Source organism: Vreelandella sp. GE22 (assembly GCF_968212445.1).
The window spans coordinates 1,372,664-1,386,253 of record NZ_OZ309110.1; the positions used below are offsets into that span (position 1 = coordinate 1,372,664).

The window sequence follows — 13,590 nt, forward strand, 5'->3', positions numbered from 1 at the left end:
TACCTTGATCCGGTGGTTCAGTCGCTCTGCGACACTTTGTGTGCAAGCGCTTCTCGCCAAGTGTGGCGCGGCTCGAAACCGACCAGACGGCGCGCTTTTTCGATGCTGTAGAAGGTCTCAAACTCACCCATTTCGCGCTCGATGGCAACGCCTGCATAGTAGCGCTCGACCACCTGGGCATTGGTCAGGCCGACGGACAGGTCGCTATTGGCCACGTTGAAAATCTCATACCCCAGGCCATCGACTTCCAAACAGCAGTCGACCATTTGGCCCAAATCGCGGGCGTCGATGTAGGCGAATAGGTTGCGCCGGCGCAAGCCCGGGTCGTCCATGTAGGCGGGAAAGTTCTCGCGGTACTCGTGGGGTTCGATGACGTTATTGATGCGCAGGCCGTAAATGTCGATGTTCGAGCGCGCCTGGAACGAGCGGGCCGTGGCCTCGTTGACCACCTTGCTCATGGCGTAGCTGTCTTCGGGAACGGTGGGGTGCGCTTCGTCGACGGGCAAGTAGTCGGGCTTGCGCTCGCCATCGGCAAAGCAAATGCCGTAGGTGGTTTCGCTCGATGCGAAGATGACCTTGGGAATGCCCAGCTTGGTGGCAGCATCGAGCATGTTATAGGTGCTTAACGTATTGATCCGATAGGTCTCGTTATCCGGCCGGTGCAAAATGGCCGGGATGGCGGCAAAATGCACGATGGCGTCATAGCGCGGCACGCCCGTGCCGGGTTCCAGCTCATTGGCGTTGGCGTAAGCCTGGCAGGCGTTGAAGACCTGGCCTGCATCGGTGAGATCGGTGATCAGGGTGTCGACCCCGGGCACGTCTGATTTGACCCAATCCAGGTTGGTCACTTGGTGGCCCTGGTCGCGTAGATAAGCGGTTACATGACGCCCCGCCTTGCCGCTGCCGCCAGTGAATAAAAGACGCATGGTGAGTTCTCCGATTGTTGTAATGGGTCGCGAACGCTTTTTTGCACCGTTTCAATGGCCGCGTGCCCGCCGGCCCCGGGAGTGGGCAGGCGGGCACGCTGGGCGCTTGTTTTCATCTCGAGTCATCTCAAGAGGTCGAGGTATTTTTCTCGTCCACCTCGTCGCGTTTGATGCCAAAGAACAGCGCGTACAGCGTGGGTACGGCGATCAGCGTCAGTATAGACGCGAACAAGAGCCCGCCCATGATCGTGATCGCCATGCTGTTGAAAAAGGCGTCCCACAAAAGCGGAATCATGCCCAAAATGGTGGTGCCAGCGGCCAAAAAGACCGGCCGTAAACGGCTGATGCTGGCATCCACAAGGGCTGTGAAGCGGGCCTTGCCTTCACTGATCTGACCGTCGATCTCGTCGACCAGCACGATGGCGTTTTTCATCAGCATGCCCGAAAGGCTAAGCATGCCCAAAAGCGCGGTGAACGAGAAGGGCAGGCCGGTCACGAGCAGCCCGATGACCACGCCGCATACCGACATCGGCACCACCAGCCAAACGATCAAGGGCTGTCTGAGCTTGCCAAAAAGCAGAATCGAGGTGAGCACCATGATCAGAAAGCTCATCGGCAGCTGCTGACCCAAGGACGCCTGGGCGTCGCCGGAGTCCTCGTGCTCGCCGCCCCACTCGAGGGTGTAGCCCGGCGGAAGCGCGATGTCTTCGATCTCGGCGCGCACGGCGTCAAACGCCTGGGCGGCGGTGTAGCCCTTGTCCGGCTCGGCGCCCACGGTCAGCGTGCGCACCCGGTTGCGCCGCTCGATCAGCGCCTCTTCACTGCGTATCTCGAAGTCGTCGATCACCTGGGAGAGGGGCACGAAACGCTGCTGCGCCTGGCTATAGACCTGGCGGTCGCTGAGTAGCGCCACGTCGTCGCGCTCCTGCGCGGGGGCGCGGGCGGTAATCGGTATCAGGTGTTCGCCTTCGCGGTAGGTGCCGGCGCGAACGCCGGAGGAGGCGAACTGCAGCGTCTGGGCGATATCTTCGCGGGTGACGCCGGCGATGCGCGCGCGTTCTTCGTTGATGAGAGGCGCGACAATGAGCTCCTGCTGGCGCCAGTCGATACGATCATCGATCAAAAGCGGGTTGGCGGCCATGCGCTTTCTTGCCTCTTCGCCGAGCTTACGTAGCACCTGGGGCGAGGGCCCGGCAAAGCGCGCCTCGATATCCGCGCCGTCGCCTGGGCCGAACTGCAGCCGCTGAGTGCGCACCTGGGCGTTGGGGAAGCGCTCGTTGAGCTCCTTGTAGAACTTACGGTCCAGCCCGTCGATGGGGTCGAGCTCATTGGTGCGAATGATGAACTGGGCGTAGCCGGTATTGGGCTGCTCCGGCGAGTAGGTGAGCATGAAGCGCGTCGCGCCGCGGCCTGCGAAACTTGCCACCGAGACCACGTCCTCCTGCTCGAGAATATAGGCTTCGATCTCTTCGACATCGCGCAGGGTGGCGCGAATGTCCGCGCCCTGGGGCAGTTCATAATTGATGAAGAACAGCGGCGTGCTGGAATCCGGGAAAAACGACTGGGGCACCAGCGTGAACGCCCACATGCAGACCCCGGTAATCACCACCAGCGCGGAGACGGTGATGATGCGCACCTTGAGCGCAGCGAGCAACAGCGTACGATAGGTGCCGTAGACGATACCGCGGGGCTTATCGTCGTCCTGGTCGTTCTGTTGGCTATCGTCGTTCTCGCCGTTTGCTTCTTCGCGCTGCTGGGACTCTTCGTCGCTTGCTTCGTCCGCGTCGTCCTCTTCGCCTTTTTTGCGCAGCAGGTAATAGCCGAATAGCGGGGTCGCGGTCAGCGCGAGCACCCAGCTCAGCATCAGCGATACTAAAATGACGATGAATAGCGAGAACATGAACTCGCCGGTCACATCGCTTGAAAGGCCGATGCCCGCAAACGCCATGATGCCGATGAGCGTGGCGCCGAAAAGCGGCATCTGGGCGCGCTTGGCGGCGTCGCTTGCTGCGCGCTTGGCCTTCATGCCGCCTTTGATGTTGGTGACCATCCCTTCGGCCACCACGATGGAGTTATCCACCAGCATACCCATGGCGATGATCAACGCGCCCAGCGATATACGTTCCATCTCGATGTTGAAAAGGCCCATCACGAACAGCGTACCCAGCACCGTGAACAGCAGCGTACTGCCCACCACGACGCCGATCTTCCAGCCCATGACCAGACACAGCACGCCGATGACGATACCCACGGACATGGCCAGGTTGATCAAAAAGTCGTTGATGGCGTCATTGACCACGTTGTGCTGCTCGTAAAGCGGGTGTAGCTCGACTCCCAGCGGAATGCGGGTTTGAAGCTCCTCCATGCGCGCCTCGACCGCCTCGCCGATTTCGATGATGTTTTCCGTGGCGATACCGGCGATGCCTAAGGTAAAGGCGGGCTTGCCGTTATAGTGCACGACGTGATCCGGGATCTCCGTGGGCTGGCGGTAGATCGTCGCGATATCGGAAAGCGCCACCTGCTCGGTGGTGCCGGGTCGGCCGATACGAATCGACTCCAAAAGCGTGGTGCTGTCGATACTGGAGCGCGCCACCAGGCGCACCTGGCGGTCGCCCACTCTGAGCGTGCCAGCGTCCTCTACGGCGTTTTCGGTTTGAATGGTGTCGATGACCTGATCGATCGTGACGCCCAGGGTGGTCAGGCGCTCGTTGGAGATATCGATATAGATCGTCTCTTCGCGCTCGCCGGCGGAACTGACCCGGGCGACCCCGGGTACGGCGAGCAGCTCCCGCTGCAAAAACGTCGAGATATCGCGAATCTCGCGGGTCGAGAAGCCTTCGGCGGTGACCGCATAAAAAAGCCCGTAAACCTCGCCGAAATCGTCGTTGACCTGGGACTGGAGCGCCCCCTGGGGCAGGTCGGCCTGGGCGTCGTTCACTTTGCTTCGCAGCTCGTCCCAGATTTGCGGAAGCTGATCGCTGCCGTAGGTGTCCTGAATCTCGACCTGGATTTCCGAGCGGTTGGGTAGCGATTTAGAGTCGAGCACGTCGAGCTGCTCCATCTCCTGGATGGCACGCTCAAGACGTTCGGTGACCTCCTCTTCGACCTCTTCGGCGGTGGCGCCGGGGTAGGGCGTGTTGATGATCGCGTAGGGAATGGTGAACGACGGATCTTCGAGCTTGCCGACGGTGTTGAACCCCCAGATGCCGCCCAGTACACAGATGACCACCAAAAGCCAGGTGTTGATCGGTTTTTCGATCGAGCGCTTTGCAATATCCATAACGCCCCCTTAAAGCGCGTTTTCGAGGGGTTTGACGCGCATGCCCTCGCTCAAGAGGTGCGCGCCGGTGGCGACCACGCGGGTGCCTTCTTCCAGCCCCGCGATGATCATCACCTGGTCGTCGACGATCTCGCCGACACTAACGGTTTGGGGGCTTACCTCGCCTTCGTCGGCGTCGAACACCCACACACGAAACGCACCTTCTTCGTCGCTGTCCAGGGCGCTGCTGGGCAACACGATCAGCGGGCTTTCGATCTGCGCCTCGGGCTGGATATAGACCGTGGCGGTGGTGCCGGGCAGGGCGATGAGGCCATCACCCACCGGGGCGTACTCGACCTCGTAGGTCTGGGCGACTTCGTCGGACTCGGTCACGTGTTCGCGGTACTCGAGCGGAATGCGCTGGCCCGGGAGCGTGGCGATTTCCGCCTCGGCGCTGAACGCACGGCCGTTCTCCAAGTGCTGCATCAGCGCCTGGGGCACGTTGAAGCGAATGCGCAGCTCCGAGATATCCTGAATACGCACGATTTCGGTATTGGGCGGCACGGTGGTGTAGTTCTCGACCAGGCGGCGCGCGATCAGCGCATCGAAGGGCGCGTGGATCGTGGTGTAGGCGAGTTCCTGGCGAGCGGTATCGCGCTGGGTTTCGGCGCGCTCGGATTCGGCCACGGCGGCGTCCAGCGCCGCCTGGGACGCCGCGCCCTGGGCGCGCAGGGTGCGCTGGCGGTCCAGATTACGCCGCGCCTGCTCGAAATCCGCCTCGGCGGCGCGCAGCTGCAGCACGTAATCGGTTTGGTCGAGCTTTGCGATCAGCTCGCCTTCGGGAATGATGGCCCCCTGAACCGCGGGGAATTCCTGTAGCCGGCCGCCGACCTGGAAGGCGTAATTGACCGTGCTGCGCGCATCGATCCGGCCCACGAAGCGCCGTCCGGGGTAGACGGACTGCTGCTTCGCTTCCACCAGTTTGACGACCTGGGCGGGGCGCTGTTGGGGTTCTTCGTCGTCACCGCAGCCGGTTAGTACCAAAAGCGTAATGAACAAAGCTATCCATGAAAAAACCGGCCTCATTGCGTCGCGTCTCCCTGCGGGCAGTAGCATTTTAAAACGGGGTGGTATTACATCAGGCACCTACTATAGTGGGTGCCTGAAAAAACGCGAACAGTCGTTTTAATTTTTAAGCCCTCGAGAAGCCAGATTTTCATGGCCGGTCCGCGCAAGTAAGTGATTAAAAAAGCAAGGAGAATCGATGAAGAAGGGAGTCTTTAAGCGCCACTGGCTGAGCGCGGTGGGGCTGGCGCTTTTAACCGGCTGCGCGGTGGGGCCCGAGTACGAGCGCCCGGAGATCGCGCTGCCCGATACCTGGCCCGAGCAAATTACCCTGAGCCAAACCGAGCGCGGGGAGTGGCGCGACTGGTGGCGCCAGTTCGACGACCCGGCGCTCAACGCGCTGGTCGAGCGTGCCACCGAGGACAACCTGGAGCTCGCCGTGCAGTTGGCGCGCATTCAGCAGGCCCGGGCAGAGCTCGGCTTTGCCGACGCGGAGCGCTTTCCCACCGTGGGCTATCAGCTCGAGGCCAACCGGGAGCGCATGCCGGGGGCATCGATCCCCATCGACATCGACCCGGTGCAGGATCTTTTGACCTCGGTCAACAACGAGTTCTCGCTGGCGGCAAGCCTCGAGTACGAGCTGGATCTATGGGGCCGGCTCGAGCGCCAGCGCGAGGCGGCGCTGGCTTCCCTGGGCGAAAACCTCTTCGCCCGGGACGCCGCAGAGATCGGCGTGATCGCCGATGTCGTCACCACCTATTTCGATTTGAAAAACGCCCAGTACCAGCGCGATATTCTCGAAGAGACCGAGGCGACCTACGAAGAGACCTACCGGCTACAGAAGCTGCGCTTTGATTTGGGTGACATCAGCGAGCTCGCTTTTCGCCAAGCCGAGGCCGAGTGGCGCAGCGTGCGCACCGAGCTCCCCCAGGTCAATCAGCAGGTAGAAACGCTGAAAGGGGCGCTGGCCACATTGGTGGGGCTAACGCCTGCGGAGCTGATGGGGGAGCTCGACTACGGCAACACTCGCCTGGTCGAGATCGCCGAACCCCAGCGTTTGCCGCAGCTGTTGCCCTCGGAGCTTCTACAGCGCCGCCCGGACATCCGCTCCGCCGAGGCGACGCTGATCGCCGCCAACGCCCAGGTGGGCGTCGCCGAGGCGGCCAGGCTTCCTTCGATCAACCTGACCGCTTCGCTTGCAAGCGTGGCCGCAGACTCGAGCGACCTGTTCACCGACAACGCCCGCGCCTGGGGGCTGGGCGCCTCGGTAGTCGGCCCGATTCTGGATTTCGGCCGCACCCGGGCCAACGTGGAGGTGGCAGAGTCCCAGGTCGAGCAGGCCGACGCCCAGTACCGGCTCACCGTGCAGACCGCCTTCGTCGAGGTGCGCGACGCGCTCAATAGCTACCGGTTCTCCGAGCAGCGCATCGAGGCCGCGGACGAGGAACTCGCCGCGGTATCGCGGGCCCGCGACCTGGCGGTGTTGATGTACGACCAGGGCCAAACCAGCATGCTCGAGCGCCTGGACGCCGAGCGCTCGCTGCTCTCCGCCAGGCTCGACCGCTCGGTGGTGCAAAGCGACCGCTTGACCGCCGTGGCCACGCTGTTCAAAGCGCTAGGCGGTGGCTGGGAGAGCCAGCCCCGCTGATATCCGGGGCGCAGAGGCAAAGCCAGCACGGGCAGGCTTTGGTATCATGGGTGTCACTCGCGACGGGTCTGCTTCTGGCAGGCCCGTTTCTCATGGTCGGCGGTTTTTTCCGGCCCCGATTTCTACAAGGTTTTGATTCACCCCCTTCGCGCCGGAGCCCGCCATGGACACCCTGATTTCCCGCATTCAGCCCATCGACGCCGGCATGGAGCGCCAGGCCAGGGCCTATCTGGACTCACTCACCAAACCCCCGGGCAGTCTTGGGCGGCTGGAAGACTTGGCCGTCACGCTTTGCCAAATCAGCGCCACGCTCAACCCCGATGTGGCCCCGCCCGGGGTGATCGTCTTTGCCGCGGACCACGGCGTGGCCGCCGAAGGCGTCTCCGCGTTTCCCCAAGCAGTGACCGCGCAGATGGTCGCCAACTTCGCCAGCGGCGGGGCGGCGGTCAACGTCTTCGCCCGCCAGATCGACGCGCGGCTGGAAGTGGTCGATGTGGGCGTGGCAAGCGATGTCGAAGCGCCCGGGGTGGTCGCTGCCAAAGTGCGCCGCGGCACGCGCAACTTCGCTCGGGAAAACGCGATGACCGGGGATGAAGTGGAGAGTGCGATGCAGGCGGGCGCGGACGCCGTTGCGCGCGCCCAAAGGGCCGGCTGTAAAAGCCTGATACTCGGCGAAATGGGGATCGCCAATACCACTGCCAGTAGCGCCGTACTGGCGGCGCTTTTGAACCATCCGGTGTCCGCGCTGGTAGGGGCGGGCACGGGCCTGGCCCAGGATTGTCTCGCGCACAAGGTGGGCGTGATCGAGCGCGCCCTGAACGAGCGCACCTATAGCGAGGCGCCGCTTTCGGTGTTGGCGGCGCTCGGCGGGCTGGAGCTTGCCGCCATGGCCGGGGCCTATCTTGGCGCCGCCGCCAACCGCCTGCCGGTGGTGGTCGATGGCTTCATCGCGACCGTGGCGGCGCTGGTAGCGGTGCGGGTATGCCCCGCGGTGCGCGATTATCTGGTGTTCGGCCACCGCTCCGCGGAGCCCGGCCACGCCCTGGCACTCGAAGCGCTAAGCGCCACGCCGCTGCTCGAACTCGACATGCGGTTGGGCGAGGGCAGCGGCGCCGCGCTTGCCTTTCCGTTATTGACCGCCGCCTGCGCCATGATGGGCGAGATGGCCACGTTTGCAAACGCCGGCGTGGCAAGCGAGTGACGGTTTGGCTGGTGCTTTGGGCGGTCGCGGTCGATTTAGCCGTGGGCGACCCTCGGCGGCTGCTGCACCCGGTGGTGGGCATGGGCCGGGTGATCGATTTTCTGGAAGCGCGACTTAATCGCGGCGGCGCCCTTGCCCGGCGCTTCAAAGGCGGGCTTTTAACACTGGTCGTGGTGGGCGGGGTGTTTGGCCTGGCGACGCTGCTTCTCGATCTGTTGAGCAGGGTGCACCCCTGGCTTGGCCTGGTCGCCGAGCTTTGGCTGCTCGCCACGACCTTTGCGATCAAGGGCCTGGCCGAGGCGGGGCGGATGGTTGCCGCCCCGCTCGCCCGGGGCGATTTACCCGGCGCCCGCCAGGCACTGGCCAGGGTGGTGGGCCGCGACACCCAACAGCTGGATGAGGCCGAGATCGCCCGCGGCGCGGTGGAAACCGTGGCCGAGAACAGCGTCGACGGGATCACCTCGCCGCTTTTTTTCGCCCTCATCGGCGGCGCACCGCTGGCGCTGGCCTACAAGGCGGTTAATACGCTGGATTCCATGGTGGGGTATAAAAACGCCCGCTTCGCGGATTTCGGCTTCGCCTCGGCGAAGCTTGACGACATCGCCAACTGGCTACCCGCGCGGCTGACCGCGGTCTGCCTGTGGGCGGCGGGGGCGCTTTTAGCGGCCAGCGGTAAAGAAACCCTCTTCGTGGCCGATGCCTTTACCCATACCCGGCGCCAGGCGCCGCGCCACCCAAGCCCCAACGCCGGCTGGCCCGAGGCGATGGTCGCCTGGCTCATGGGGGTGCGCCTTGGCGGGGTCAACTATTACCAGGGCGTGGTTTCCCATCGCGCCACGCTGGGGCCGGGGAGTGTCACGCTCGGCGCCCGGCATATCGCCGTGACGATTCGCCTGATGCATGTGGCCTGGGGGCTTTTTTTGTTGATGATGATCACCTGTGGTTGGGCGGGAGGGGCGCTCGAAACGCTCGCTTCGGCCGATTATGCGGTGACCCTGCGCCTGGGGGCCGAATGATCGCGTTCATAAGCGGCGGGGCGCGCTCGGGAAAGTCCCGGCTGGCCGAAACCCTCACGCTAAAAGCCGCCCAGGGGCACTGCTACTACGTGGCAACGGCGCGGGTGAGTGACGCCGAGATGGCCGAGCGCGTAGCGCAGCACCGGGCCCGTCGCGACAGCCGTTGGGTCACCCTCGAAGCCCCGGCGGATCTTGACCAGGCGCTGGCAAGTATTCCGGCCCACCAGGCCGTGCTGGTAGACTGCCTGACGCTCTGGGCCAGCCAGCTCCTGTTCAGCGCAGGGCTTTCCGAGGAGGAAGGCGTCCGGCGCCTCGAGGCGTTCGTGCAGCAGGCCCGCGCCCGGTGCCTGCATTTGGTCGTCGTCTCCAACGACATCAACGAGGCGCTGCTGCCGGAGGACCCGATGGTCTGGCGTTTTGTAAGCTTTCTGCAGCGCCTGCACCGTTTGCTGGCCCAGGAAGCCGACTCGGTGGTCGAGGTCGTCGCCGGGCGCGGCGTCGAGTGGAAACCCGCAAATACCGATTAGAAGAGTCACCGCCTTGAAAAACGCCCTGTTCGGCGCCGTGCTGGCGTTTCAGTTTTTGACCCGCGTGCCGCTGCCCATCGAGTGTCCATGGAACGCCGCCACCCGGCGCTGGGCGCTGCGAACCTACCCGGTGGTGGGGCTTTTTATCGGCGCCGTGCTCGTGCTCGTCGCGCATTTTTTGGAGTACGTTGCGATGCCCGCGCCGCTTGGCGCGCTGGCGCTTTTGAGCCTGTGGGTCGCGCTGAGCGGCGCCCTGCATCTCGATGGTGCGATGGACCTGGCCGATGCGCTGGGCAGCAATCAGCCGCTTGAGCGGCGCTTCGAAATCATGAAAGACCCCCAGGTAGGCAGCTTCGGGCTGCTGGCGCTTTTTTTCCTGCTGGCCTGGAAGGCGGTGCTTTTATGGGCGCTGCTCGCCTACCAGGCGCCGCTCGTTTGGCTTTTGATCATTCCGGCGCTGGGCCGCTTCGCGGGCGCGGCGTTTCTGGTGCTAAGCCCCTGCGCTCATCAAGCGGGGCTTGCGTTTAGTCTCAAGCGCTCGCTTACCGCGCAAGACGTCTTGCTTGCACTGGTGCCGCTACTGGTCGTGGCGCTTTTTTACCCGGCATTGATCCTGTGGCTCATGGCGGCGCTTTTGTTTACCGCGCTTTACCGGGCGGGTGTTCTGCGTGCCTTCAGGGGCATCAATGGGGATATGGCCGGCGCTTTGATAGAAGGAGTTGAACTGTGGCTTTTGATGGTGATGTGGAGCTGGTGGTGGTTCGCCACGGGATAACGGCCTGGAATCTGGAGCGGCGCTACCAGGGCCAGCGCGATATCCCGCTGTTGCTGCCCGATGCGAAAGAGGGCCTCGACACCCTGCGCGAAGCGCTGGCAAGGGAGGCGTTCGACGCCATTTACGTGAGTGACCTGACCCGCTGCCGGCAAACCTTCGAGTGGATCAAACCCGAAGCCTTTGTAGCACCGGTCCATGACGAGCCCCGGCTTCGTGAACTCGACTTCGGCAACTACGAGGGCAAGGTGTACGACGAACTCAAAAACGACCCGGGCTATCGCGCCTGGATTGATAGCGTAGGAGAGCTTAGAATCCCCGGCGGCGAATCCGCGGGTGATCTGCGTCACCGCCTGGACGCCTGGCTCGAGGACGTGGCCCAAAGCGCCCGCCAGTACGGCCATCGGCGCATACTGGCGGTCACCCACGGCGGGGTGATTCGCGAACTAAGACGGCGTTTCGAGTCCGTGCCTTTCTGGGAGGCCACGGTGCTCCAGGCCACCGGCCGGCGCCTGACACTCAAGTATCACGTTCAGCAAGAGGGGTGGCAATGCAGCTTTTCATCGGCGGTGCCCGCGCTGGAAAACGAGACGCCGTAAAAGCGCGCTTTGAAAACGCCGCCTGGTGGACCCTCGCCCCGGGCCAGCGCCTGGCGGACTGCCACTCGATACTGGTGCCCAACAAACCACTGGTGATCAACGGCTTTTTAAACTGGGTGGCGCGCCACGGCGAGTACGAGGCGGATAACGAGCACCTGCGCGCTCAATGGCGTGAGGATATCGATTTTCTATGCCAGGCCGCTGCGACGCGAAACGCGACCATCATATTGATTTTAAACGAAGTAGGCCGAGGCCTGGTGCCCATGGCCCAGGACGACCGCCGCCTGCGCGATTTGAACGGCTGGTTGAGCCAGGACGCGGCCAAGCGCGCCGAGCGCGTGTGGTACGTGCGCCACGGCCTGACCCAGCGCCTTGCCGAGGTCGATTGACCTTGTCAGGGCAACTTGCTAGTTTACGCTCACCTTTGGGTGCTGGCCTGCGCGCCAGTTAAACGGGAAGCTGGTGCCCATTCCAGCGCTGCCCCCGCAACGGTAATCGAGTCAAGAACGGCCAATATGCCACTGTGTCGCCCGCGACATGGGAAGGCGGCCGTTTGAAAAGGGTGTCCTTTAAAGAGAGCCCCTTTTGCTCGTCAGCCCGGAGACCGGCCCAAACGTCAGGTTTTAGAACCACTACTGCCGAGTCGCGGAGGGCGTGCTTAGGGCTGATACGGGCCACCCACGCCCGCTATTTCCCCTTGTCCACTCTTTGCCCGGCCCTATAAAAAATCGGCTGTGCGGGTGAGCACGGCCAAAGGGACCCACCATGTCATATTCGCGTACCACCTCCGGGCTTACCGCCTTGACGCTCGTCGCACTGCCGTTGGCCGCCTCCGCCCAGTCAGCGCCTTCCTCGAACACGCCAAACGATGATCAGGCCCTCGACCCGGTCGTGGTGACTGCCACGCTCGCCCCGCGCACCGCCAACCAAAGCCTTTCATCGGTTACCGTACTGGACGAAGCCACCTTTCGCCGCCAGGACCCGGTCAGCGTCACCGACCTTTTACGCGGCCAGCCCGGCGTGGACGTCTCCAGCAACGGCAGCTTCGGCAAGAATTCGAGCGTGTTCATTCGCGGCACCGGAAGCGCCCAGAACGTCTTGTTGATCGACGGTATCCGCCTGCGCTCCGCCACCAGCGGCGGGGCGGCGTGGTCGAATCTCGACCCGCGCATGTTCGAGCGCGCCGAGGTCGTGCGCGGCCCCAGGGGCAGCCTTTACGGGGCGGATGCCATCGGCGGCGTGGTGCAGCTATTCACCCACCAGGGCGATGAACAAGGCCCGCAGCCGCGGCTCTCCTTCGGCGGCGGCTCTTTCGGCACCGCGCGGGCCAGCGCCGGTATCAGCGGCCAGGAAGGCGGCACGCGTTACAGCTTCGCCGCCAGCCACTTCAATACCGAAGGCCAGCCCGTGCGCCGCGGTGGCGACGACAAGGGCTATGACAACACCTCCGCGCTCGCCCGGGTCTCGCACACTTTTGATAACGGCGCGGAGACCGGCGTACTGGCGCTGCGCGCCAGGGGCAACAACGAGTACGACGAGGGCGAGGACGACTTCGTGCAACAAGTGGCCGCCGTCTACGGTGAGGTGCCGGTGATGGATGCCTGGCGCTCGCGGGTCACGCTCTCCGAGGCCCGGGACGAAAGCGACAACATCGATGAGTTCGGCGACTCCACCTTCGACACCAAAATCCGCACCGCGCGCTGGGAGAATACCTTCACCGCCGGCGCCCATGAGTTCATCGCCGGGGCCGAGTACAGCGAAGACAAGATCGACAGCACCGTCGATTACGACGAAACCAGTCGGGACAACAAGGCGGCGTTCAGCCAGGCGCTTTTCGACTTCGCCCCGTTCACCCTGCAGGCCAGCGCCCGTTTCGATAGCAACGAAAGCTACGGCGACGAGGTGACCGGAAGCGTAGGCCTGGGCTTCGATGTCGACGCCCACCACACCCTGCGTGCCAATTATGGTACCGCCTTCAACGCGCCGACCTATAACCAGCTTTACTACCCGGACTTCGGCAACCCGGACCTCGAATCGGAAACATCCGAGACCGTCGAACTCGGCGCGCGGGGCCAGTACGCCAGCCTCTTTTGGGACGCCGCGCTTTACCAGACCGATATCGACAACCTGATTGCAGGCCAGGGTGAGCAGTTCAATGTGCCCACCTCGCGTGTTCGCGGCGTCGAGCTATCGAGCGGTGTAGAAATCGATGCCTGGACTTTAGCCGCCGCACTCACCTACACCGACCCGGAGAACCGCGCCACCGGCCACCGGCTGCAAAACCGCGCCACGCAAAGCCTGCGCCTGGATGTGGACCGCGAGATTGGCGAGTACTCGGTGGGCGGTTCTTGGGTGGCGCAGAATCACCGCTACCGCGACGGGGCCAACGACGACCGCCTCGCCGGTTATGGCCTTGTGAACCTGCGCGCCGGCTGGGCGTTCGCGCCCCTGTGGAGCGCCCGGGTGACGCTGGAGAACGTCCTGGATCAGGACTACGTCACCACGCGCTCGTTTGATGGCGCCGACTACATCAACGCCGGCCGTGCGGCGTTTTTGAGCGTCAACTTTGGTCAATAA

At 63.7% G+C, this 13,590-nt stretch carries 11 protein-coding genes and 1 riboswitch; of the genes, 8 read left to right on the forward strand and 3 right to left on the reverse strand.

The annotated features are described in order from the left end of the window. Window positions 1-17: 17 nt before the first annotated feature. From ACWHRL_RS06470 to ACWHRL_RS06480, 3 genes are all read right to left on the reverse strand, one after another. Window positions 18-926: an NAD-dependent epimerase/dehydratase family protein gene (locus ACWHRL_RS06470; protein ID WP_447895700.1), complete on the reverse strand. Its 909-nt coding sequence runs from the start codon at window positions 924-926 to the stop codon at window positions 18-20. Between the two features lie 127 nt (window positions 927-1,053). Then, window positions 1,054-4,206 (reverse strand): efflux RND transporter permease subunit, encoded by a 3,153-nt coding sequence (locus tag ACWHRL_RS06475; protein WP_447895701.1) that lies wholly within the window; start codon window positions 4,204-4,206, stop codon window positions 1,054-1,056. 9 nt (window positions 4,207-4,215) lie between these two features. Then, window positions 4,216-5,271 carry an efflux RND transporter periplasmic adaptor subunit gene (locus ACWHRL_RS06480; protein WP_447895702.1) on the reverse strand — a complete coding sequence of 352 codons (1,056 nt, stop codon included), beginning with the start codon at window positions 5,269-5,271 and terminating at the stop codon, window positions 4,216-4,218. 178 nt (window positions 5,272-5,449) lie between these two features. Here ACWHRL_RS06480 and ACWHRL_RS06485 point away from each other — a divergent pair, with 178 nt between their 5' ends. The 8 genes from ACWHRL_RS06485 to ACWHRL_RS06520 all read left to right on the forward strand — a co-directional run bounded on the left by ACWHRL_RS06485 (window position 5,450) and on the right by ACWHRL_RS06520 (window position 13,590). Further along, window positions 5,450-6,898 carry an efflux transporter outer membrane subunit gene (locus ACWHRL_RS06485; protein ID WP_447895703.1) on the forward strand — a complete coding sequence of 483 codons (1,449 nt, stop codon included), beginning with the start codon at window positions 5,450-5,452 and terminating at the stop codon, window positions 6,896-6,898. A gap of 163 nt (window positions 6,899-7,061) precedes the next feature. Then, window positions 7,062-8,099, forward strand: a complete 1,038-nt coding sequence (cobT, locus tag ACWHRL_RS06490) for a nicotinate-nucleotide--dimethylbenzimidazole phosphoribosyltransferase (protein WP_447895704.1) — start codon at window positions 7,062-7,064, stop codon at window positions 8,097-8,099. Further along, window positions 8,096-9,115, forward strand: a complete 1,020-nt coding sequence (gene cbiB / locus ACWHRL_RS06495; protein WP_447895705.1) for an adenosylcobinamide-phosphate synthase CbiB — start codon at window positions 8,096-8,098, stop codon at window positions 9,113-9,115. The genes cobT and cbiB overlap by 4 nt, the downstream gene beginning before the upstream one ends. Further along, on the forward strand, window positions 9,112-9,642 hold the full coding sequence (locus ACWHRL_RS06500) for a bifunctional adenosylcobinamide kinase/adenosylcobinamide-phosphate guanylyltransferase (protein WP_447895706.1): 531 nt from the start codon (window positions 9,112-9,114) through the stop codon (window positions 9,640-9,642). Before cbiB ends, ACWHRL_RS06500 begins: the two co-directional genes overlap by 4 nt. A gap of 13 nt (window positions 9,643-9,655) precedes the next feature. Beyond that, window positions 9,656-10,417, forward strand: coding sequence for an adenosylcobinamide-GDP ribazoletransferase (locus ACWHRL_RS06505; RefSeq protein ID WP_447895707.1), 762 nt, complete (start codon window positions 9,656-9,658; stop codon window positions 10,415-10,417). After that, a complete protein-coding gene (locus tag ACWHRL_RS06510; protein ID WP_447895708.1) occupies window positions 10,369-11,013 on the forward strand; it encodes a histidine phosphatase family protein in 645 nt (214 codons plus the stop codon). The genes ACWHRL_RS06505 and ACWHRL_RS06510 overlap by 49 nt, the downstream gene beginning before the upstream one ends. Continuing rightward, window positions 10,965-11,402, forward strand: coding sequence for a bifunctional adenosylcobinamide kinase/adenosylcobinamide-phosphate guanylyltransferase (locus ACWHRL_RS06515; protein ID WP_447895709.1), 438 nt, complete (start codon window positions 10,965-10,967; stop codon window positions 11,400-11,402). Before ACWHRL_RS06510 ends, ACWHRL_RS06515 begins: the two co-directional genes overlap by 49 nt. 20 nt (window positions 11,403-11,422) lie before the next feature. Next, window positions 11,423-11,640: riboswitch (cobalamin riboswitch) on the forward strand. A gap of 138 nt (window positions 11,641-11,778) precedes the next feature. Beyond that, complete coding sequence (locus ACWHRL_RS06520) at window positions 11,779-13,590, forward strand: TonB-dependent receptor domain-containing protein (RefSeq protein ID WP_447895710.1); 1,812 nt, start codon at window positions 11,779-11,781, stop codon at window positions 13,588-13,590.

Coding starts and splice junctions, on each gene's coding strand:
- ACWHRL_RS06470 (WP_447895700.1), bottom strand. CDS start 926: ATGCGTCTTTTATTCACTGGCGGCAGCGGCAAGGCGGGGCGTCATGTA.
- ACWHRL_RS06475 (WP_447895701.1), bottom strand. CDS start 4,206: ATGGATATTGCAAAGCGCTCGATCGAAAAACCGATCAACACCTGGCTT.
- ACWHRL_RS06480 (WP_447895702.1), bottom strand. CDS start 5,271: ATGAGGCCGGTTTTTTCATGGATAGCTTTGTTCATTACGCTTTTGGTA.
- ACWHRL_RS06485 (WP_447895703.1), top strand. CDS start 5,450: ATGAAGAAGGGAGTCTTTAAGCGCCACTGGCTGAGCGCGGTGGGGCTG.
- cobT (WP_447895704.1), top strand. CDS start 7,062: ATGGACACCCTGATTTCCCGCATTCAGCCCATCGACGCCGGCATGGAG.
- ACWHRL_RS06500 (WP_447895706.1), top strand. CDS start 9,112: ATGATCGCGTTCATAAGCGGCGGGGCGCGCTCGGGAAAGTCCCGGCTG.
- ACWHRL_RS06515 (WP_447895709.1), top strand. CDS start 10,965: ATGCAGCTTTTCATCGGCGGTGCCCGCGCTGGAAAACGAGACGCCGTA.
- ACWHRL_RS06520 (WP_447895710.1), top strand. CDS start 11,779: ATGTCATATTCGCGTACCACCTCCGGGCTTACCGCCTTGACGCTCGTC.